19 protein-coding genes are annotated in these 17,287 nt (G+C 64.6%); 4 read left to right on the top strand and 15 right to left on the bottom strand.

What is annotated here, in order from left to right; translation table 11 throughout:
* Positions 1-36: 36 nt before the first annotated feature.
* The 5 genes from pdxH to H1D44_RS00735 all read right to left on the bottom strand — a co-directional run bounded on the left by pdxH (position 37) and on the right by H1D44_RS00735 (position 2,799).
* Positions 37-678 carry a pyridoxamine 5'-phosphate oxidase gene (gene pdxH / locus H1D44_RS00755; RefSeq protein WP_181512936.1) on the bottom strand — a complete coding sequence of 214 codons (642 nt, stop codon included), beginning with the start codon at positions 676-678 and terminating at the stop codon, positions 37-39.
* 175 nt (positions 679-853) lie between these two features.
* On the bottom strand, positions 854-1,255 hold the full coding sequence (locus H1D44_RS00750; protein ID WP_181512935.1) for a DUF2069 domain-containing protein: 402 nt from the start codon (positions 1,253-1,255) through the stop codon (positions 854-856).
* Positions 1,252-1,872 (bottom strand): NAD(P)H:quinone oxidoreductase, encoded by a 621-nt coding sequence (gene wrbA, locus H1D44_RS00745; RefSeq protein WP_181512934.1) that lies wholly within the window; start codon positions 1,870-1,872, stop codon positions 1,252-1,254. Before wrbA ends, H1D44_RS00750 begins: the two co-directional genes overlap by 4 nt.
* A gap of 28 nt (positions 1,873-1,900) precedes the next feature.
* Positions 1,901-2,257: an arsenate reductase (glutaredoxin) gene (arsC, locus tag H1D44_RS00740; protein WP_181512933.1), complete on the bottom strand. Its 357-nt coding sequence runs from the start codon at positions 2,255-2,257 to the stop codon at positions 1,901-1,903.
* 92 nt (positions 2,258-2,349) lie between these two features.
* Positions 2,350-2,799 (bottom strand): gamma-glutamylcyclotransferase family protein, encoded by a 450-nt coding sequence (locus tag H1D44_RS00735; RefSeq protein ID WP_181512932.1) that lies wholly within the window; start codon positions 2,797-2,799, stop codon positions 2,350-2,352.
* A gap of 122 nt (positions 2,800-2,921) precedes the next feature.
* Between H1D44_RS00735 and smrA the strand changes: the two genes are divergently transcribed.
* Positions 2,922-3,515, top strand: a complete 594-nt coding sequence (smrA, locus tag H1D44_RS00730; protein ID WP_181512931.1) for a DNA endonuclease SmrA — start codon at positions 2,922-2,924, stop codon at positions 3,513-3,515.
* 67 nt (positions 3,516-3,582) lie between these two features.
* Here the strand turns inward: smrA and H1D44_RS00725 are convergent, their stop codons facing one another.
* The 4 genes from H1D44_RS00725 to metH form a co-directional block, all read right to left on the bottom strand.
* Positions 3,583-4,116, bottom strand: coding sequence for a DUF934 domain-containing protein (locus H1D44_RS00725; protein ID WP_181512930.1), 534 nt, complete (start codon positions 4,114-4,116; stop codon positions 3,583-3,585).
* Positions 4,109-5,761: a nitrite/sulfite reductase gene (locus H1D44_RS00720; RefSeq protein ID WP_181512929.1), complete on the bottom strand. Its 1,653-nt coding sequence runs from the start codon at positions 5,759-5,761 to the stop codon at positions 4,109-4,111. Before H1D44_RS00720 ends, H1D44_RS00725 begins: the two co-directional genes overlap by 8 nt.
* A 128-nt stretch (positions 5,762-5,889) precedes the next feature.
* Entirely contained in the window at positions 5,890-7,218 is a 1,329-nt protein-coding gene (locus H1D44_RS00715; protein ID WP_181512928.1) for an MATE family efflux transporter, read from the bottom strand.
* Positions 7,219-7,259: 41 nt separating this feature from the next.
* A complete protein-coding gene (metH, locus tag H1D44_RS00710; RefSeq protein ID WP_181512927.1) occupies positions 7,260-10,961 on the bottom strand; it encodes a methionine synthase in 3,702 nt (1,233 codons plus the stop codon).
* Between the two features lie 244 nt (positions 10,962-11,205).
* Here metH and nfuA point away from each other — a divergent pair, with 244 nt between their 5' ends.
* Positions 11,206-11,796 (top strand): Fe-S biogenesis protein NfuA, encoded by a 591-nt coding sequence (gene nfuA, locus H1D44_RS00705; RefSeq protein WP_181512926.1) that lies wholly within the window; start codon positions 11,206-11,208, stop codon positions 11,794-11,796.
* 55 nt (positions 11,797-11,851) lie between these two features.
* Here nfuA and H1D44_RS00700 read toward each other — a convergent pair whose 3' ends face one another.
* The gene (locus H1D44_RS00700) at positions 11,852-12,895 is read right to left on the bottom strand and encodes a DNA-binding protein (RefSeq protein WP_181512925.1); all 1,044 of its coding nucleotides are present in this window, start codon (positions 12,893-12,895) and stop codon (positions 11,852-11,854) included.
* Between the two features lie 262 nt (positions 12,896-13,157).
* Between H1D44_RS00700 and H1D44_RS00695 the strand changes: the two genes are divergently transcribed.
* Together H1D44_RS00695 and H1D44_RS00690 are read left to right on the top strand one after the other, a co-directional pair.
* Positions 13,158-14,357 carry a tyrosine-type recombinase/integrase gene (locus H1D44_RS00695; protein ID WP_181512924.1) on the top strand — a complete coding sequence of 400 codons (1,200 nt, stop codon included), beginning with the start codon at positions 13,158-13,160 and terminating at the stop codon, positions 14,355-14,357.
* A 28-nt stretch (positions 14,358-14,385) separates the two neighbouring features.
* Positions 14,386-14,811: a SufE family protein gene (locus tag H1D44_RS00690; protein ID WP_181512923.1), complete on the top strand. Its 426-nt coding sequence runs from the start codon at positions 14,386-14,388 to the stop codon at positions 14,809-14,811.
* Here H1D44_RS00690 and H1D44_RS00685 read toward each other — a convergent pair.
* The 5 genes from H1D44_RS00685 to H1D44_RS00665 form a co-directional block, all read right to left on the bottom strand.
* A complete protein-coding gene (locus H1D44_RS00685) occupies positions 14,781-15,182 on the bottom strand; it encodes a ribbon-helix-helix domain-containing protein (protein ID WP_181512922.1) in 402 nt (133 codons plus the stop codon). The two genes, H1D44_RS00690 and H1D44_RS00685, sit on opposite strands and share 31 nt — an antisense overlap.
* Before the next feature lie 77 nt (positions 15,183-15,259).
* Positions 15,260-15,841: a DJ-1/PfpI family protein gene (locus H1D44_RS00680; protein WP_181512921.1), complete on the bottom strand. Its 582-nt coding sequence runs from the start codon at positions 15,839-15,841 to the stop codon at positions 15,260-15,262.
* 142 nt (positions 15,842-15,983) lie between these two features.
* The gene (gene yidD, locus H1D44_RS00675) at positions 15,984-16,322 is read right to left on the bottom strand and encodes a membrane protein insertion efficiency factor YidD (RefSeq protein WP_181513267.1); all 339 of its coding nucleotides are present in this window, start codon (positions 16,320-16,322) and stop codon (positions 15,984-15,986) included.
* Positions 16,323-16,334: 12 nt separating this feature from the next.
* On the bottom strand, positions 16,335-16,787 hold the full coding sequence (hisI, locus tag H1D44_RS00670) for a phosphoribosyl-AMP cyclohydrolase (RefSeq protein ID WP_181512920.1): 453 nt from the start codon (positions 16,785-16,787) through the stop codon (positions 16,335-16,337).
* A 20-nt stretch (positions 16,788-16,807) separates the two neighbouring features.
* Positions 16,808-17,260, bottom strand: a complete 453-nt coding sequence (locus H1D44_RS00665; RefSeq protein WP_181512919.1) for a transcriptional repressor — start codon at positions 17,258-17,260, stop codon at positions 16,808-16,810.
* Positions 17,261-17,287: the final 27 nt, after the last annotated feature.

The raw sequence follows: 17,287 nt of genomic DNA, 5'->3' as shown, positions 1-17,287 counted from the left end.
AGGCAGGGAGGCGCCAGTCGTGGCGTACCTCTTCGCTCAGGGGGCGAGGCGGAAGGCGTGCCAGGTATCGTCGCGATACTCGTAGCGAATGCGATCGTGCAGCCGGCTCGGCTGCCCTTGCCAGAACTCGATCATTTCCGGCACCACGCGATACCCCCCCCAGTGGCCGGGGCGGGGAATGGCCTGACCCTCGTAAGCCTGCTCGAAACGATGCTGCCGCTCCTCGATCCAGAGCCGGTCGGGAATCACCACGCTTTGGGTGGCCACCCAGGCACCGAGCTGGCTGGCCCGAGGGCGGCTGTTGAAATAGGCATCCGACTCCTCGCTGGAAACTTGCTCCACCTGACCTTCGATACGTACCTGGCGACCCAGGGATGGCCACCAGAACACCATCGCGGCGTGAGGCACGTTGGCCAGTTCGCTGCCCTTGTGGCTGTGATAATTGGTGTAGAAGACCAGCCCGCGATCGTCATAGCCCTTCAGCAGGACGATTCGCGCGTGGGGCAGGCCCTGGCTGTCGACGGTGGCCAGGGTCATGACGTTGCCGTCCTCGCCTTCGGCATCGAGGGCCAGCGTCATCCACTCATCGAACAGCTCCATCGGCCTGGAGGGCACCATGTCTTCCTCGAGCCGGCCCCCCTCGTAGTCGCGCCGTATGTCGGCAATGTTGCGTGTCATGGCGTACTCCTCATCGTTTTTCTCCATGGTCGCCGCTGGGGGCGGGCAGGACAACTCCCGCGGCTCACCTATCGTATTTCAGCCCGGGGACGAGCCGGACAGGGTTCGGGTCGCCGCAGTGCGCCAGCCCGCCATCGCCGCGGCCGTAGAGGACTCGCTATGGGTCAACATGCCGTCATTCGCCACGTGCCGCCTTCATCTGCCGACTGCGAAAGCGGGCATAGAACATCGCACCGCTGAACAGCCCGAGCGCAGCCAGGGCCTCGGCCATGCCAAGCAGCCCCTGTCCCGGCAGCGTCGCCACCATCACCCCTTGAATGAAATAGAGCAGGCTTACAAAGCACAGCCACGCATGACCGCGTGGCCGCTTGCCGAGAATCGACGGCAGAAACAGCAGCAACGGCAGGGTACGGATCAGAATGGGAGTCAGCGGGTTGGCCCCGGCTTCCATGGCCATGCCACTCCACACCAGCAACGCGAGCAGGGTAATATAGCTGATCAGCACCACCTGGCGGGTGCGCTCAGTGAGCGAATCGACACCATGGCGTGCCTCGAGACCCTCCAGCCAACGCTTCATGCTTCCTCCTCGAGCCTGGCCAGGGCAAGGGTCAGCCGGGCCAACCGCTTGCCCTGGGCACGGACCAGACGCCGCTCGACATCGCTCAATGGCTGGTCGCTGCGTTGGCCGGCAAGGTGACTGGCCCCATACGGCGTTCCGCCCGAGGTGGTGGTCATCAGGTCGGTCTCGCGATAGGACAGGCCCGCATAGACCATGCCGTGGTGCAGCAGAGGAAGCAGCATCGAGATCAGCGTGGTTTCCTGGCCGCCATGCAGGCTCGAGGTGGAGGTGAAGGCCGTGGCCGGTTTGTCCACCAGCGCCCCGTTGAGCCACAGCGCACTGGTCGAATCGATGAAATGCTTGAGCGGGGCGGCCATGTTGCCAAACCGGGTCGGGCTGCCCAGCGCCAGGCCGGCGCAATGGCGCAGGTCATCCAGCTCGGCGTAAATGGCACCCTCTTCCGGAATCTCGGGATCGACGGCCTCGCAGGTGGGCGAAACCGGCGGTACGGTACGCAGCCGCGCTTCGATACCGGGGCAGGATTCGACCCCGGCGGCAAGCTGCTCGGCCATGCTTCGCGTCGCACCGTGTCGGGAGTAGTAGAGGATCAGGACATAGGGCAGGGAGTCGCGCATCGTGGCTCCAGTTCAAAAGGGCAGGGTATCAGTCGCTTGCTCGCACCAGCGCCAGAACGTCCTCGGGTGGACGGCCGATCACGGCACGCTTGCCGTCGTCAGCGATGGGCCGCTCCATCAGCTTGGGGTGCTGGACAATGGCCTTGATGACCTGTTCCTGATCCTCGAGGTTGCTCTCCTCGACCTGCTGCCACTCCTTCTCCTGGGTGCGCACCAGGCGCTCGCCGTCGGCATCGAGCCGCGACATCAGGTCACGCAGCTCATCTTCGCTTAGCGGTTCGTCCAGATAGCGTCGTACCCTGAGTTCGGCGCCGTGCTCCTCGAGCAGCGCCAGCGCCTGCCGCGACTTCGAGCAGCGCGGGTTGTGGTAAAGCGTAATGGTCATGCGAGACTCCTCGATCCTTGAAAGGCTGGCCAGTATTGTAGAAGGGGCGCCATGCTGGCCACAACCGCGGTCACCGGAAATCTCCGCTTCGATCAGTTGGTTGCACCGGCCTCGGCGGGGCTTTCGGCCTCATCCAGGCGGCGGTATACCCACGCCATTCGCCCATCTGCCAGGCGCTTGGGTACGCGCTGGTAGCGAACCCCCAGGCGCTCATACCGATCCAGTCGTTCCAGTTCGCCGGCCTCGACCACCACGACTTCGCCCATCACTCGTTCATCGGCCGCCTCGACCAGGTCGAGACGCTCTCGACGAAACCCCTCCAGGACGGCCGGCTCGGTCTCCCCCGCACGGCCCATCACTACCCAGCGCAGCGGGGCGAAGCGCAGGGTGCCGTAGACGAACACGACATGCTCCCCCTCCTCGATATCGGGCAAGTGATCCGGGCGATCATAGGTGAGAGGGCTGAGCATGGTCAGCCAGAGCCAGCCGAGCAGAGCCAGCAGTGCGATCAGCGCGCCGAGGGCGACATGAGAGAGGCGCATACACGCTCCTTGTGTGCCGTAGACGCCTATCCTGCCATGCTGGAGCGATTCTGTCCGGTTCTCCCTCGGCGCAAGGCTCTGTTAGGATGCAAAGCATGGCTCGACCACAGTGGAGGATGCCCATGACCCAGTCAGCTCACGAGGATCAGGACTTCAGGGCATTGATGGGCGATGTGAAGCCACTTCGCAGCAGTGCCAATCGAGCCAGCCTTGGTGGCCGCCGGAGTCGCCCCAGCGAGGCGCAGCTGGCGCGTCGCGAAAGCGCCCAGGCAGAGCTCGCCCAGGACAGCTTCCTCTCGGACGATTTCGTCGAGCTGGTACCGCCATTCGACCCTATCGAGTATCGCCGCGATGGCATTCAGCAGGGCGTCATCGATCGCCTGCGCCATGGCGGCTACGCCGTGCAGTCACGCCTGCACCTGCTACGCCGCCCCCTGGCAGAGTGTCGTCGAGCAGTGCCACCCTTCATCCACGAGGCCTATGCCCACGACCTGCGCTCGTTGCTGATCGTGCATGGGCGCGGCCCGGAAATGGACAGTCCCGCCAATGTACTGCGCTCCTATCTGGCCAAGTGGCTGACCCAGTTCGAAGAGGTCCAGGCCTTCGTTTCCGCACAGCAGGCCGATGGGGGGCTGGGAGCGACCTGGGTGATGTTGCGCAAGAGCGAGCGGGCGCGAGCACAGAACCGCGAACGACAGCAGAAGCGGCGGGGGTAAAGGTCGAAACCGAGGAAGCCGGCTCTTGGGCCGGCTTCCTCGGGGTTTTGAGCGCTCAGTGACGGTATCAGGCCAACGCCGGCTCCTCTCGCGTGATGGCTTCACGCATGCGCTGGCGGAACAGCGGCTCGTCCACATCGACGGCAGGTTGGTAGGCGCGGCTGAAGGCGTTCAGCGCGTGCAGGGCATCCTCCAGCCACTGGTCCTGGCGCAGCGACAAGGCATTGAAGCCGCAGCGGGTCAGGAAGAACGCCTGGTCGACCAAGACGTCGCCGATGGCACGGATCTCGCCATCGAAGCCATAGCGCTCGCGCAACAGCCGCGCCAGGCTGTAGCCGCGACCGTCGGTGAACTTGGGAAAGTCGATGGCGATCAGCGGCGCGGCAGCAAGCTCCTCGGCCAGCTCAGGCGTGAGCTCGGTATCGCTGGAGAGCCAGGGCGCCAGCTCAGCGCTGCCCTCAAGTGCCTGCCAGCGCGCCAAGGGCACGATGGCAGCGGAGTCGGGCAGAGCCGCCTGTTCGTCACGAATCAGCACCCAGCGATCTTCGGCCGGCTTGCCGTCGCGGATGAAGGGATGCACCTCGGTACGTTGATCAGGCATAAACCCGCTCCTTGAATGGCTTGAGGCCGATACGGCGATACGTTTCGATGAAGGTCTCGCCCTCGGCGCGTTCGCCGACGTAGACCTGCAGCACCTTGTCGATGACCTCGGGCACGCTCTCGCGAGCGAACGAGGGCCCTAGAATCTTGCCCAACGACGAGTCGTTGCCCTGGGCGCCGCCGAGCGAGACCTGGTACCACTCCTCGCCCTTCTTGTCGACGCCAAGGATACCGATGTGGCCGACATGGTGGTGACCGCAAGCGTTCATGCACCCGGAAATGTTGAGATCCAGCGGCCCCAGGTCGTAGAGGTAGTCGATGTCATCGAAGCGCTCCTGGATGGCATGGGCCACCGGGATCGACTTGGCGTTGGCCAGTCCACAGTAGTCGCCGCCCGGGCAGCAGATCAGGTCGGCCAGGGTGCCCACGGTGGGGTTGGCGAGGCCAAGCTCGTCCAGGCGCTGCCACAGCGCCTCCAGGCGATCTACCGCCACGTCGGCCAGCACGAGGTTCTGCTCGTGGGTGACGCGAATCTCACCATGGCTGAACTCGTCGGCCAGGTCCGCCACCTGATGCATCTGCTCCCAGGTGAGGTCGCCCGGCGAGTGGCCGCTGCGCTTGAGCGACAGCGTGACCGCCTTGTAGCCCGGCGTCTTGTGGCCGTGGACGTTGTTGGTCACGAAGCGGGCGAAGGCCCGATTCTCACCGCGCAGGCGCTCGAAGTCGGCAATGGCCTCTTCGCTGAGGACACGACGCTCGGGATCGACGAAGTGCTTGTGCATGGCGTCGACCGCCTCACGGGTCAGCGTCTGGGGGCCATCCTTGAGATGCGCCCACTCCGCGTCGACACGGCGCCGGAACTCCTCGATGCCAAGCGCCTTGACCAGGATCTTGATGCGCGCCTTGAACTTGTTGTCACGGCGGCCGAACTGGTTGTAAACGCGCACCAGTGCCTCGAGATAGGTCAGCAGGTGCTGCCAGGGCAGGTCGTCTCGTACCACCTCGCCGATCATCGGCGTGCGGCCGAGCCCACCGCCGGCCAGCACCCTGACGCGAACCTCGCCGTGTTCATCACGCCACAGGCGCAGGCCAACGTCGTGGACCTGGATGGCGGCACGATCCTCGGCGGCACCGGTCACGGCAATCTTGAACTTGCGCGGCAGATAGGTGAATTCGGGGTGGAAGGTGGACCACTGGCGAATCAGCTCGCACCAGGGCCGCGGGTCGACCTCTTCGTCCTCCGCAATACCGGCGAACTGATCGGTCGAGGTGTTGCGGATGTCGTTGCCGCTGGTCTGGATCGCATGCATCTGCACGCTGGCCAGCTCGGCGAGCATGTCGGGCACCGTCTCCAGCTTCGGCCAGTTCAGCTGCAGATTGGTGCGTGTCGTAAAGTGGCCGTAGCCGCGATCATAGTCGCGCGCCAGGTCGCCCAGCTTGCGCAATTGATAGGAAGCCAGCATGCCGTAGGGGATGGCGATGCGCAGCATGGGCGCGTAACGCTGGACATAGAGTCCGTTCTGCACGCGCAGCGGCAGGAATTCCTCTTCGCTCAGGCGGCCGGCCAGATAACGATTCATCTGGTCGCGGAACTGGGCGACGCGTTCATTGACCAGGGTCTGGTCATGGGTGTCGTAGCGATACATTCAGCCGGTCCTGCTGCTAGGGGATTGGCGAAGCGTCAGGGGGCACCATAACGCCCCTGACATATTCTATGAAAGAATAAATATTTATATTTTTTATACGTAAAAGCATATAAAGCGTCAAGCCGGGCTCAAACCTCGAGCCATAGCCAGCGGCGGCGCTGCCAGATCATGGCAAACCACAGCGAGTTCAGGCAGCGATAGCCGAGCTGCACCCACCAGATACCCAGCAGCCCCTGCTCCCATACCACCCCGACCCACCAGGCCAGCGGCAGGAAGACCAGCCACTGCAGCGTAAGGGTAACGGTCATCACGGTGCGATTGGCCCCCGCCCCGAGCAGCGCCTGGGCGAGCACCAGGGCGGCGGCATCCAGCACGATCATCAGCGCCGTCAGCTGCAGCGGCAGCCGGGCCAGGGCGATCAAGTCCGGATCATGCAGGAAAACGGACAGCACCAGCTCGGGGAAGGCCGCCATCGGCAGCGCCAAGGCAGTCAGCGCAAGCCAAGCCAGACGCACGACGTCCCAGCCCCAGCGATGGGCCTCGCCATGGGCCTGGCGGCCGAGCGACTGGCCGACCAGGCTCATGGCGGCCATACCCAGCCCGACGCCGGGCAGAATCAGCAGCAGCGAAAGGTTGACCAGCACGTGGCCGACGGCAACGCTGGCGGTATCGATACGCCCGAGAATCCAGAACAACACGGCATAGCCGGCGGCAAACCACAGTTGCTGGAAGGAGTGCGGTGTGGCCAGGCGCAAGGTGGTCATCAGGGCTGGCCGCCGAGGTTTCCTGACGAGAAAGCCGCTGGGCTTGGCATGACGCAAGCTGAGCATTGCCCAGAGTGCCAGGCCGACGTAGAGCGACAGCGTCGTGCCGGCCCCGGCACCTGCAGCCCCCATGGCCGGCAGGCCCAGATAGCCGAAGATGAGGCAGACGCTCGCTGCCACGTTAACCGCATGCATCACCAGCATGATGCGCAGGTAGAAGCCACTCTGCTCGATGCCGTTCCAGTAGCCCCGAAAGCAGAAGATCATCGCCACGGCGGCGAGTGACAGCACCCGCCAGCGGAAGTACTCAACCGCCACGGCCGTGACTTGGGCCTCGGGATTGATCAGCCCCAGCAGGCGAGGTGCCTGCCACAGGCACAGCAGCGTGACGGGAAGCGAGAAGGCAAGCGCGATCGACAGGCCGGCATTGAGCGGCATGGCGCGCTGCTCCCAGGCTTGCTCTCCGTGGCGTCTTGCCGTCTGTGCCTGCACACCGGAAGAGAGACCGAAGACCAGTGCCGTGACCAGGAACATGGCATAGCCGCCGATGCCCACCCCGGCCAGCGGCACCTCCCCGAGCGAGCCGACCAGAGCGGCATCGATCAGGTTGATCAGGCTCTGGGTCAGCATCGCGGCAATGATCGGTGCAGCAAGGCGCAGGATGCGTCGGCGGCGAAGCGAATCTGGCAGCATCTATCTACCGAGTCTCGTGCAAGTCGAACTCCTGCCGCGCATCAGGTCGGGTCGTAGGAGAGCACCGGAGACAGCCAACGCTCCAGCTCCTCCAGCGGCATGTCCTTGCGTGCGGCCAGCGCCTCGACCTGGTCGCGGGTGATCTTGCCGGTGGAGAAGTACTTCGATTGCGGGTGTGAAAAATACCACCCCGAGACCGCTGCGGCAGGCCACATGGCAAAGTTCTCGGTCAGCTCCAGGCCGGTGTTCTGGGTGGCATCGAGCAAGCGGAACAGCGTGCGCTTTTCGGTATGGTCAGGGCAGGCCGGGTAGCCCGGCGCCGGGCGGATGCCCTGGTACTTCTCGGCAATCAGCGCGTCGTTGTCGAGCGTCTCGTCGGGCACGTAACCCCAGAACTCCTTGCGCACCCGCTCGTGCATGCGCTCGGCAAAAGCCTCGGCCAGACGATCGGTCAGCGCCTGAACCATGATCGCGTTGTAGTCATCGCCGGCAGCCTTGTAGCGCTCAGCCAACGCCTCGACCCCATGGCCGGTGGTCACGGCAAAGCCGCCGATCCAATCCGGCTTGCCGCTCTCCTTGGGGGCAATGAAATCGGCCAGGCTGTAGCAGACCCCATCGCGATTCTTGGTGGTCTGCTGGCGTATATGATGCAGTCGTTCGATGACCTGGGTGCGCGTTTCATCTGCATACACTTCGATGACGTCGTCATCGACGCTGTTGGCCGGCCACAGACCGATCACGCCACGCGCCTCGACGCGCTTCTCGTCGATCAGCTTGCGCAGCATCTTCTGGGCATCGGCAAACAGGCTGCGCGCCGCCTCGCCGACGACCGCATCGTCGAGGATTCTGGGATATTTCCCGGCCAGTTCCCAACTGATGAAGAAGGGCGTCCAGTCGATGCGCTCGATCAGCTCCTCGATATCGTAGCCGTCGAACACCTTGAGGCCGGTGAGGGCGGGACTGGGCGGGGTGTAGCTGTCCCAGTCGATGGGCAGCTTGCGTTGGCGGGCCTCGGCATAGGTAAGGTCGGCTGCCTTGGGGCGACGCTTGGCGTTGCGCGCGCGCACCTGCTCGTATTCGGCCTGAATCTCGCCCACGTAGGTGGGCTTGAGCGTGGGCGAAAGCAGCTTGCCCGCCACGCCGACCGCACGGGAGGCATCGGTCACGTAGATCACCGGCTCATCGTACTGCGGCTCCACCTTGACCGCGGTGTGCGCCTTGGAGGTCGTGGCACCGCCGATCAGCAACGGCAGCGTAAAGCCCTGGCGCTGCATCTCCTTGGCCACGTGCACCATCTCGTCGAGCGAGGGGGTGATCAGGCCCGACAGACCGATGATGTCTGCGTTGACCTCGCGGGCGGTCTGCAGGATCTTCTCCGCCGGCACCATCACACCCAGGTCGACCACCTCGTAGTTGTTACACTGCAGCACCACGCCGACGATGTTCTTGCCGATGTCATGCACGTCGCCCTTGACCGTGGCCATGACGATCTTGCCCTTGGCCTGGGTTCCCTCGCTCTTTTCCGCTTCGATGAAGGGAATCAGATAGGCCACCGCCTGCTTCATGACGCGGGCCGACTTGACGACCTGGGGCAGGAACATCTTGCCGGCGCCGAACAGGTCCCCGACCACGTTCATGCCATCCATCAGCGGCCCTTCGATCACTTCGATGGGGCGGCTGGCCAGCTGCCGGGCCTCCTCGGTGTCCTCCTCGATATAGGCCGTCACGCCCTTGACCAGAGCGTGCTGGATTCGCTTGTCGACCGGCCAGGTGCGCCATTCGAGGTCCTCCTTCTTGGCCGCGCCGGAGCCGTCGCCCTTGTACTTCTCTGCCAGGTCGACCAGGCGTTCGGTACCGTCGCTGCGCCGGTTGAGCACCACGTCCTCGACCGCCTCGCGCAGCTCCGCGGGAAGGTCGTCGTAGACCGCCAGTTGGCCGGCGTTGACGATGCCCATGCTCAAGCCGGCGCGAATGGCATGGTAGAGGAACACCGAATGGATCGCCTCGCGTACCGGGTTGTTGCCGCGGAACGAGAACGACACGTTGGAGACGCCGCCCGAGACCATGGCATGGGGCAGGTGCTCACGGATCCAGCGGGTGGCCTCGATGAAGTCGACGGCGTAGTTGTCGTGCTCCTCGATGCCGGTGGCGATGGCGAAGATGTTGGGATCGAAGATGATGTCTTCGGGCGGGAAGCCCACCCGCTCGACCAGCAGCTCATAGGCGCGTTGGCAGATCTCGGTCTTGCGCGCGAAGGTATCGGCCTGGCCGGCCTCGTCGAAGGCCATGACCACTACGGCAGCACCATAGCGACGGCACAGCGTGGCCTGCTCGATGAAGGCGGCTTCACCCTCCTTGAGCGAAATGGAGTTGACTATCGCCTTGCCCTGAACACACTTCAGCCCGGCCTCGATGATCTCCCACTTCGAGGAGTCGATCATGATCGGCACCCGGGCAATATCGGGCTCGCCGGCGATCAGGTTGAGGAAGCGCACCATCGCTTCCTGCGACTCCAGCATGCCCTCGTCCATGTTGATGTCGATGACCTGGGCACCGTTCTCCACCTGCTCGAGAGCCACCTCCAGCGCCGTGGTGTAGTCCTCTTCGACGATCAGGCGCTTGAAGCGCGCCGAGCCGGTGACGTTGGTACGCTCGCCGACGTTGACGAACAGGGAATCCTTCTCGATATTGAAGGGTTCCAGCCCAGACAGCCGGCAGGCACGGGGCCGATCGGGCAACTGGCGCGGCGGCATGTCCTTCACCGCGGCGTGGATGGCGGCAATATGCTCAGGGGTCGAGCCACAGCAGCCGCCAATGATGTTGACCAGGCCGCTACTGGCAAACTCGGCGACGATGGTCGCCATCTCTTCCGGAGTCTGGTCGTATTCGCCGAACTCGTTGGGCAGGCCGGCGTTCGGGTGGGCCGAAACGAAAGTGTCGGCCTTGTTCGACAGCTCCTCGAGGTAGGGCCTCAGTTCCTCGGCACCCAGGGCACAGTTCAGGCCGACGGAAAGCGGCTGGGCGTGGCGCACCGAGTTCCAGAAGGCCTCGGTGGTCTGGCCGGAAAGAGTGCGCCCCGATGCATCGGTGATAGTGCCCGAGATCATCACCGGGAGCCGCTCGCCGCGGTCCTCGAAGAGGACTTCAAGGGCGAAGATGGCGGCCTTGGCATTGAGGGTGTCGAAGATGGTCTCGATCAGGATCAGGTCGGAGCCGCCCTCGATCAGCGCCTCGGCCGCTTCGTAGTAGTTGTCGCGCAGTTGATCGAAGGTGACGTTGCGCTTGGCAGGGTCGTTGACGTCGGGCGACAGCGAGGCGGTGCGCGAGGTCGGTCCCAGCACGCCGGCCACGTAGCGCGGCACGCCGGTTTCCGCCGCCACGGCATCGCACACTTCACGGGCCAGGCGCGCCGACTCGCGGTTGAGCTCGGGCACCAGGTCCTCCATGCCGTAGTCGGCCTGGGACAGACGGGTGCTGTTGAAGGTATTGGTCTCGACGATATCGGCGCCGGCCTCGAGATACTCGCGGTGAATGCGCGTCACCAGGTCGGGGCAAGTCAGTGCCAGCAGGTCGTTGTTGCCCTTGAGGTCCGAGGGCCAGTCGCGGAAACGCTCACCGCGGAAGTCGGCTTCCTCGAGCCGGGCGTTCTGCAACATGGTACCCATGCCGCCATCCAGCATGAGGATGCGCTCGCCGAGGCGTTCGGTGAGGGTAGCGGTCAGTGCAGAGGGTAGGGCGGGCATGGGTCGGGTCGGTCTCCAGCGAAAGTCACGTCCAGGGAACAGAGCTCACCCGCAGGTTATTGTCGGCAGCGGGCAGGGCGGTCATGTCGGCCCGACATGGTAGCAAAACCAGCGGCTTGAGGGCAGGGCCGGTCAAAAACCAAGCAAAACAGTCGGGATTGTCTCGGCGCGGGGTTTTGCTTAACATAATGGTATGTCACTTACGGCCGGCACGACATTGCCGCGCCCGACCAACGAGAGCATCATGAGCGAAATCATCCAGATTACGGACAGCGCGCAGGACTACCTTGCCGAACTGCTCGAGAAGCAGAACGTCGAGGGAATTGCCGTACGCATCTTCATCACCCAGCCGGGTACCCCGTATGCAGAAACCTGCTTGGCCTACTGCCGGCCCGGCGAGGAGGAGCCCAGCGACGAGCGGCTCGAGCTCGACAAGATCGCCGTGCTGGTCGACAAGAACAGCATTGCTTTTCTGGAAGAGGCCGTGGTCGACTTCAATGCCGATCGCATGGGCGGCCAGCTGACCATCAAGGCGCCCAACGCCAAGATGCCCAAGGTCAATGCCGATAGCCCGCTCGAGGATCGCGTCAACTATGTCCTCTACAGCGAGATCAATCCGGGGCTGGCTGCCCACGGCGGCGAGATCAAGCTGGTCGAACTGACCGAAGAGCAAGTGGCGGTACTGGCCTTCGGCGGTGGCTGCCAGGGCTGTGCTGCGGTCGATCTGACGCTCAAGGAAGGCGTGGAGAAAACGCTGATGGAGCGCATTCCGGAGCTGGCCGGCATTCGCGACGTCACCGATCACAGCGACACCACCAACGCCTATTACCGCTGATGCCGAGGCAAGCCTTCTCAGGCGTGCCGCAGCACGCCTGAGAGACTCGGCAGTTTCAGCGCACGCTCTCCGAAGGCTCCGTTCTGGCGCCTTCCTTGGTTAACGGTTGATTTGCCGCCCGCCGGGCTTCGGGGGAGATTTCTCCCTGCTCCCAGGTACGCCGCATCAGTTCGGCATCCAGCGTACGCAGCCGTGCCGCCTGCTCTTCGATATGGCGCTTCTGGTCGTCGATGCGCGCCTGCAGCAGCGACTGCTCGTGACGCAACGTATCGATACGCTCCTCCGCCCGACTTCTTGCCCACTGAACCTCACGATGCTGCTTTTCTTCACGGGTCAGGGCAGCCTGGGCCTCATGTAGCTGCCGCTGCATGCTCTCCTGGCGTTTCTCGAGCTGCGCCAGACTGGCAGCGTAACGTTTCTCGGCCGACACCCGCTCCTGGCGCGCCTCATCGAGCAGGCTCATCAGGCGCGCCTCGGCCGCCTCGTGACGCTGCTCTTCCTGGTTGAGGCGGGCCAGCTGCTGGGCGTCGCGGTCAGCCAGCGCCTGCTGGTGGGCCTGGATCTGCTGCTCGCTCTCCTTGTGCAGCTTGTCGAGCTGCTGCAGGGTGCGTGCGAGACGCTCCTCGAACTGGCGCGCACGCTCCTGCCACTGATCCCGCTCGCTCTCGACGCGCGCCAGGGCGGCGCTGCGCTGCTCCAGTCGCTGCTCGGTACCCGCCAGGTGGGCCGCGAGCGCCGCCTCGCGCTGCCCGGCATCCTCCACCTGGCGCTGGGCCTCCTGCATGGCCGCGCGAGCCTCGGCCACCTGCTGATCCGCCTGCTCCCGGTAGCGGGCGAGAGCCTCCTCGGCAGCCTGCTGCGCGTTGTCCCACAGGCTTTCCGCCAGGCGCATCACCGGCTCGGGCATGGCTAGAGGGGCAGACAGCTCGCGATTGGCCTCGCGACGCATACGCCACTCGCGCAAATGCTCGCTGATGGTGGTGAAGCTGCCGGTTCCCAGCACTTCGCGAATCTTCTGGACGCTCGGCGCCTCCCCCCTGGCTTGCAGGGTATCGATGGCTCCTTGAACGTCCTCGTACTGTACACCGGTGCGTGCCATCACGATCTCCTTGGGCGGTTGACTTGCTGCTCCATGCATCACGCGTCGGGCGTCGCTTGTTGTTACTTTGCCATGCGCCCGCTTCAGACTTGCATCATAGCTGCTTTCGGGGCATCGGGAAAGAAAATTACATTACGCGTGTTACGTAATTTACATTACGTATCTAATATAAATTCATGATTACCCGTCTTATCTTGAATTTATTTGCGCTACGGCGGACACTTTTGCCACCAGGCGCAAGGGAAGGAAATAGGGAAGATCAATGAAGGACACCAGCAAGCAGGCCAGCCTCGCCGGCCCGAGGCATCAGGCGGGCCGTGAGCTGCAAGCATCGGCCGGCACGCCGCCGGCCGAAAGACTCCAGACCACACGTATCGACGCCGCAAGCGATGCCGAGGCCGTGACCCATTGGCTCGCCGAGTTTCGCGCCAGTCCTCAGACGCTGCGTACCTATCGCCGTGAGGCCGAACGGCTATTGCTGTGGCTCGGAGATCAGGACCGGAGCCTGGCCCAGCTCCGCCGCCAGGACCTGGATGCCTATGAGGCCTTCCTGGCTTCGCCCACGCCGCACCATCGCTGGGTGGGGCCCCCACGGCCGCGCCATGCCGCGGACTGGCGACCGTTTCGCGGTCCGCTGTCACCGGCGAGCCGCCGACAGAGTCTGGTGATCCTGCAGGGGATGTTCGCCTGGCTGGTGGAAGCGGGGTGGGTCGCGCACAACCCGTTTCGCCTGATGCGCGACAAGCGCCGCCGCCTCGACAACCGACGAGCAGGCATCGAGCGCTACCTCGAGCTGCCGCTGTGGCAGTGGCTGTGGGGCTGGCTTTCGCGCCCTCTCGAGGCGCACGCCGGCGCCAGGGCGGATTATCTCTGGCAGCGGCGTCGCATGATCTTCGGCTTTGCCTACCTGCTGGCACCGCGGATCAGCGAGATGGCCACGGCCGAGATGGATGATTTCTTCCAGCGCGAGGGGCGCTGGTGGTGGCGCGTGGTAGGGAAGGGGGGCAAGACGGCAAGAATTCCGGTGCCGGAGGACATGATGCACCTGCTGCGCGACTGGCGCGACACCCTGGGCCTGCCCCCCGAGCCGCAGCCCGGCGAGCCGGGGGCGGTTCTGCGCGGGCTGGATGGCCAGCGCGGCCTCGGCGATAACCAGCTGTACCGGCTGATCCGCGACGCCTTCCGTCAGGCGGCCGAGGCGCTGGAAGCCGAGGAGGTCGACCATGCTGCCGCCCAGGCGGCACGGCTTCGCGCCGCAACGCCACACTGGCTTCGCCACACCGCGTTGACCCACCAGGCCCAGGCCGGGGTGGAGCTGCGCTACCTGGCCAGTACCGCACGCCACGCCCGGCTCGACACCACGGCGCAATACCTGCATACCGAGGATGAGGAGTGGCACCGCCAGCAGTCGCTTCACGGCCTGCCGTCCGAGGCGGACGCGGGGCCGGCTGAGCCGGTATAATATCGCTGACGACACCGACGGAGGCCCCATGACGACCGAAGCCACGGCCGAGCAGGCCCAGCAGGCGCTGCTGGAAGAGTTCGAGATGTTCGACAACTGGATGGACCGCTACCAGTACATCATCGACATGGGCAAGCAGCTGCCCGATTTCCCCGAGGAGTGGAAAACGCCGGAACGCAAGATTCAGGGCTGCCAGTCGAATGTCTGGATCCATCACCGGCGTGATGGCGACACGCTGCATTTCGACGCCGTCTCGGACGCCGCCATCGTGTCCGGACTGATTGCCGTACTGATGCGCATCTACAACGACCGGCCGCCGAGCGAGATTCGCAGCACCAGCCCGCACTTCCTCCAGGACCTGGGGCTCGACAAGCACCTATCGCCGACCCGCAGCAACGGGCTGCACGCGATGCTGGCGAAGATCTACGAGGTCGCCGAGAGCGAAGCCGCCTGAGGCCTTACCGCGCGCCGTCCCTCGGCATGGCGTCGCCGCTCCCTGGCCAGTATGCCTTCGGCATCCAGGCTGGCGATCGCCACATCCGGCTCGGCGGGGATCTCGCCCGCCAGCCGCAGCGCCTGATAACGGCCGCAGCACACCCTCAGGAAGGAGGCGAAGTTGGCGGGATCGTGGCCTGCCTCGGCGCACTCCCACGACAGCCTGGCGACCAGCTGGCTGAGTGACAATCCATCGCGACTTCCCACTTCTTCGAGTACCACCCAGAAGAAACGCTCCAGGCGCACGCTGGTGGAAACGCCATCGATACGCATGGAGCGTGTCTGCGGCTCCCAGAGCTCAGGCTGGGCGCCGATGAAAAGCCTGCACATGATCCTTTCCCCCTGATCCAGGCCGCGACCGATGCCTTCAGCATGGCGTCGGTCGCGGGCCAGGGCAAGGTCGTTCCTCAGAGCTCGATGCGGGTGCCGAGCACGGAGAGGAACTGGGCCAGCCAGGCCGGGTGAGCGGGCCAGGCCGGCGCCGTCACCAACCTGCCATCGGTCACGGCATCGTCCACGGCGATGTCGGCATATCGACCACCGGCCAGCTCGACTTCGGGTCGACAGGCAGGATAGGCCGAACAGGTGCGACCTTCCAGTACGCGGGCCGCCGCCAGCAGCTGGGCACCGTGACAGATCGCCGCCACCGGCTTGTCCTCGGCAAAGAAGTGTCGCACTACCTCGATGACCCTATCGTTGAGGCGCAGATACTCTGGCGCACGCCCACCGGCAATGACCAGGCCGTCGTAGTCGGCGGGATCGACGGCGGCAAAATCGGCGTTCAGGGCAAAGCGGTGGCCGGGCTTCTCGCTATAGGTCTGGTCCCCCTCGAAGTCATGGATGGCGGTGGCAATACTGTCACCGGCCCGCTTGTCGGGGCAGACGGCATCGACGCGGTGTCCTACGGCCTGGAGCGCCTGGAACGGCACCATGGTTTCGTAATCTTCGGCGAAATCGCCGCACAGCAAGAGCAGTCGCTTGGCAGACATGGCGTGTCTCCTCATCGGCTCGTCGTGTTGGGTGTGCCATCAAGCAGTCTGGCACGGGCGAACCGGTAGAGGGTGGTAGCGGGCTACTACAGCAAGAAGAGGGCAGGCAGGTAAGGCAGCGGAGGAATGGCTCACGCCGTATTCAGCGCTTGGCCGCGTGCCGGGAACGACAGCGGTAGTGCTCGTCGAGCTCCGGGTCTTCGCGACACAGCTGCTCGCTGGGCCCGCCCGGCACGGGATCGATGCCGCCGTCGCTTCCCGGGTGACAGCGCACGATGCGCCTGGCGGCAAGCCAGCTTCCACGCAGCGGGCCATGCACCTGGATGGCCTCGACCGTATAGTTCGAACAGCTGGGCCAGAAGCGACAACGTGGGCCGAGCAGGGGGCTGATCACCCATTGGTAGAGCTTCACCAGGCCAATCAGCGCCAGACCAGCCGCTCTGCCCAGCAGGTGGAGCAGGCGGGCAAGCCATGACGCCAGGCAGGGCACGGCTCAGCGCCCCTCCGGGGACTTGCGATAGAGCGCTTCTGGATCGATCAGCGGTTCGCTGGAAATTCGCGCCTCGCTGCCTTCGAGCGCAAGATAGAAGCAGCTGCGCCGTCCGGTATGGCACGCCGGACCGGTCTGCTCGACCTGAAGCAGGAGGGTGTCGCCGTCACAGTCGAGGCTGGCCGCCCGAAGGTGCTGCTGCTGGCCCGACGACTCTCCCTTGCGCCACAGCTTCCCGCGCGAGCGGGACCAGTAGCATACTCGCCCGGACGAGAGGGTCTCCTCCAGCGCCTCGCGGTTCATCCAGGCCATCATTAGTACTTCGCCGGAATCGTGCTGCTGGGCAATGGCGGGAATCAGCCCATCGGCATTGAATCGCACGGCCTCGAGCACCTGCTGCAGTGGCAAGCGGGCGTCGAGCTCGGCGCGCTCGAGTTGTTTGAAGGTATCGGTCATGGCCTTTCCGTTACTTGAATTCAGGCGTGTGCTGTCGCGTTGAGGCAGGCGTCGCAGCTGCCCAACAGCTCGATGGTCTGTCTCTCGACGCGAAAGCCGAGCTTGTGGGCTCGTTCGCTGAGCTGCGCATTGACATCGTCGAGGTGAAGCTCTTCGACATGACCGCAGTGACGACAGATGAGCAGCTGAAAGCCATGCGTATGCTCAGGGCAGGGACAGGCCACATAGGCGTTCAGCGACTCGATTCGATGCACCAGGCCCTGTTCGATCAGGAAATCCAGCGCCCGGTAGATCGTCGGCGGGCGAGCGGCCGCATGCTCGACGGCGAGGCGGTCGAGAAGCTCATATGCCTTCAGGCCGCCGTTGGCTCCGGCGATCATCTCGAGCACGCGTCGACGAATCGGCGTGAACCTCACACCGCGGAGGTGACATTGTTTTTCAGCCTGCGAAAGCAGGGTGGTAGCATCGGCCATGGTTGACCCGTTATTCAGGAACAGCAC

Source organism: Billgrantia kenyensis, assembly GCF_013697085.1.
Taxonomy (GTDB): Bacteria; Pseudomonadota; Gammaproteobacteria; order Pseudomonadales; family Halomonadaceae; genus Halomonas; species Halomonas kenyensis.
Note: the sequence above shows the minus strand (reverse complement) of the source record. Positions and strands in the feature narration are given on the sequence as shown.

Coding starts and splice junctions, on each gene's coding strand:
- arsC (WP_181512933.1), bottom strand. CDS start 2,257: ATGACCATTACGCTTTACCACAACCCGCGCTGCTCGAAGTCGCGGCAG.
- H1D44_RS00715 (WP_181512928.1), bottom strand. CDS start 7,218: ATGCTGCCAGATTCGCTTCGCCGCCGACGCATCCTGCGCCTTGCTGCA.
- H1D44_RS00750 (WP_181512935.1), bottom strand. CDS start 1,255: ATGAAGCGTTGGCTGGAGGGTCTCGAGGCACGCCATGGTGTCGATTCG.
- H1D44_RS00685 (WP_181512922.1), bottom strand. CDS start 15,182: ATGTGCAGGCTTTTCATCGGCGCCCAGCCTGAGCTCTGGGAGCCGCAG.
- H1D44_RS00690 (WP_181512923.1), top strand. CDS start 14,386: ATGACGACCGAAGCCACGGCCGAGCAGGCCCAGCAGGCGCTGCTGGAA.
- H1D44_RS00680 (WP_181512921.1), bottom strand. CDS start 15,841: ATGTCTGCCAAGCGACTGCTCTTGCTGTGCGGCGATTTCGCCGAAGAT.
- H1D44_RS00700 (WP_181512925.1), bottom strand. CDS start 12,895: ATGGCACGCACCGGTGTACAGTACGAGGACGTTCAAGGAGCCATCGAT.
- metH (WP_181512927.1), bottom strand. CDS start 10,961: ATGCCCGCCCTACCCTCTGCACTGACCGCTACCCTCACCGAACGCCTC.
- H1D44_RS00695 (WP_181512924.1), top strand. CDS start 13,158: ATGAAGGACACCAGCAAGCAGGCCAGCCTCGCCGGCCCGAGGCATCAG.
- smrA (WP_181512931.1), top strand. CDS start 2,922: ATGACCCAGTCAGCTCACGAGGATCAGGACTTCAGGGCATTGATGGGC.
- H1D44_RS00720 (WP_181512929.1), bottom strand. CDS start 5,761: ATGTATCGCTACGACACCCATGACCAGACCCTGGTCAATGAACGCGTC.
- pdxH (WP_181512936.1), bottom strand. CDS start 678: ATGACACGCAACATTGCCGACATACGGCGCGACTACGAGGGGGGCCGG.
- H1D44_RS00735 (WP_181512932.1), bottom strand. CDS start 2,799: ATGCGCCTCTCTCATGTCGCCCTCGGCGCGCTGATCGCACTGCTGGCT.
- H1D44_RS00665 (WP_181512919.1), bottom strand. CDS start 17,260: ATGGCCGATGCTACCACCCTGCTTTCGCAGGCTGAAAAACAATGTCAC.
- hisI (WP_181512920.1), bottom strand. CDS start 16,787: ATGACCGATACCTTCAAACAACTCGAGCGCGCCGAGCTCGACGCCCGC.
- H1D44_RS00725 (WP_181512930.1), bottom strand. CDS start 4,116: ATGCCTGATCAACGTACCGAGGTGCATCCCTTCATCCGCGACGGCAAG.
- wrbA (WP_181512934.1), bottom strand. CDS start 1,872: ATGCGCGACTCCCTGCCCTATGTCCTGATCCTCTACTACTCCCGACAC.
- nfuA (WP_181512926.1), top strand. CDS start 11,206: ATGAGCGAAATCATCCAGATTACGGACAGCGCGCAGGACTACCTTGCC.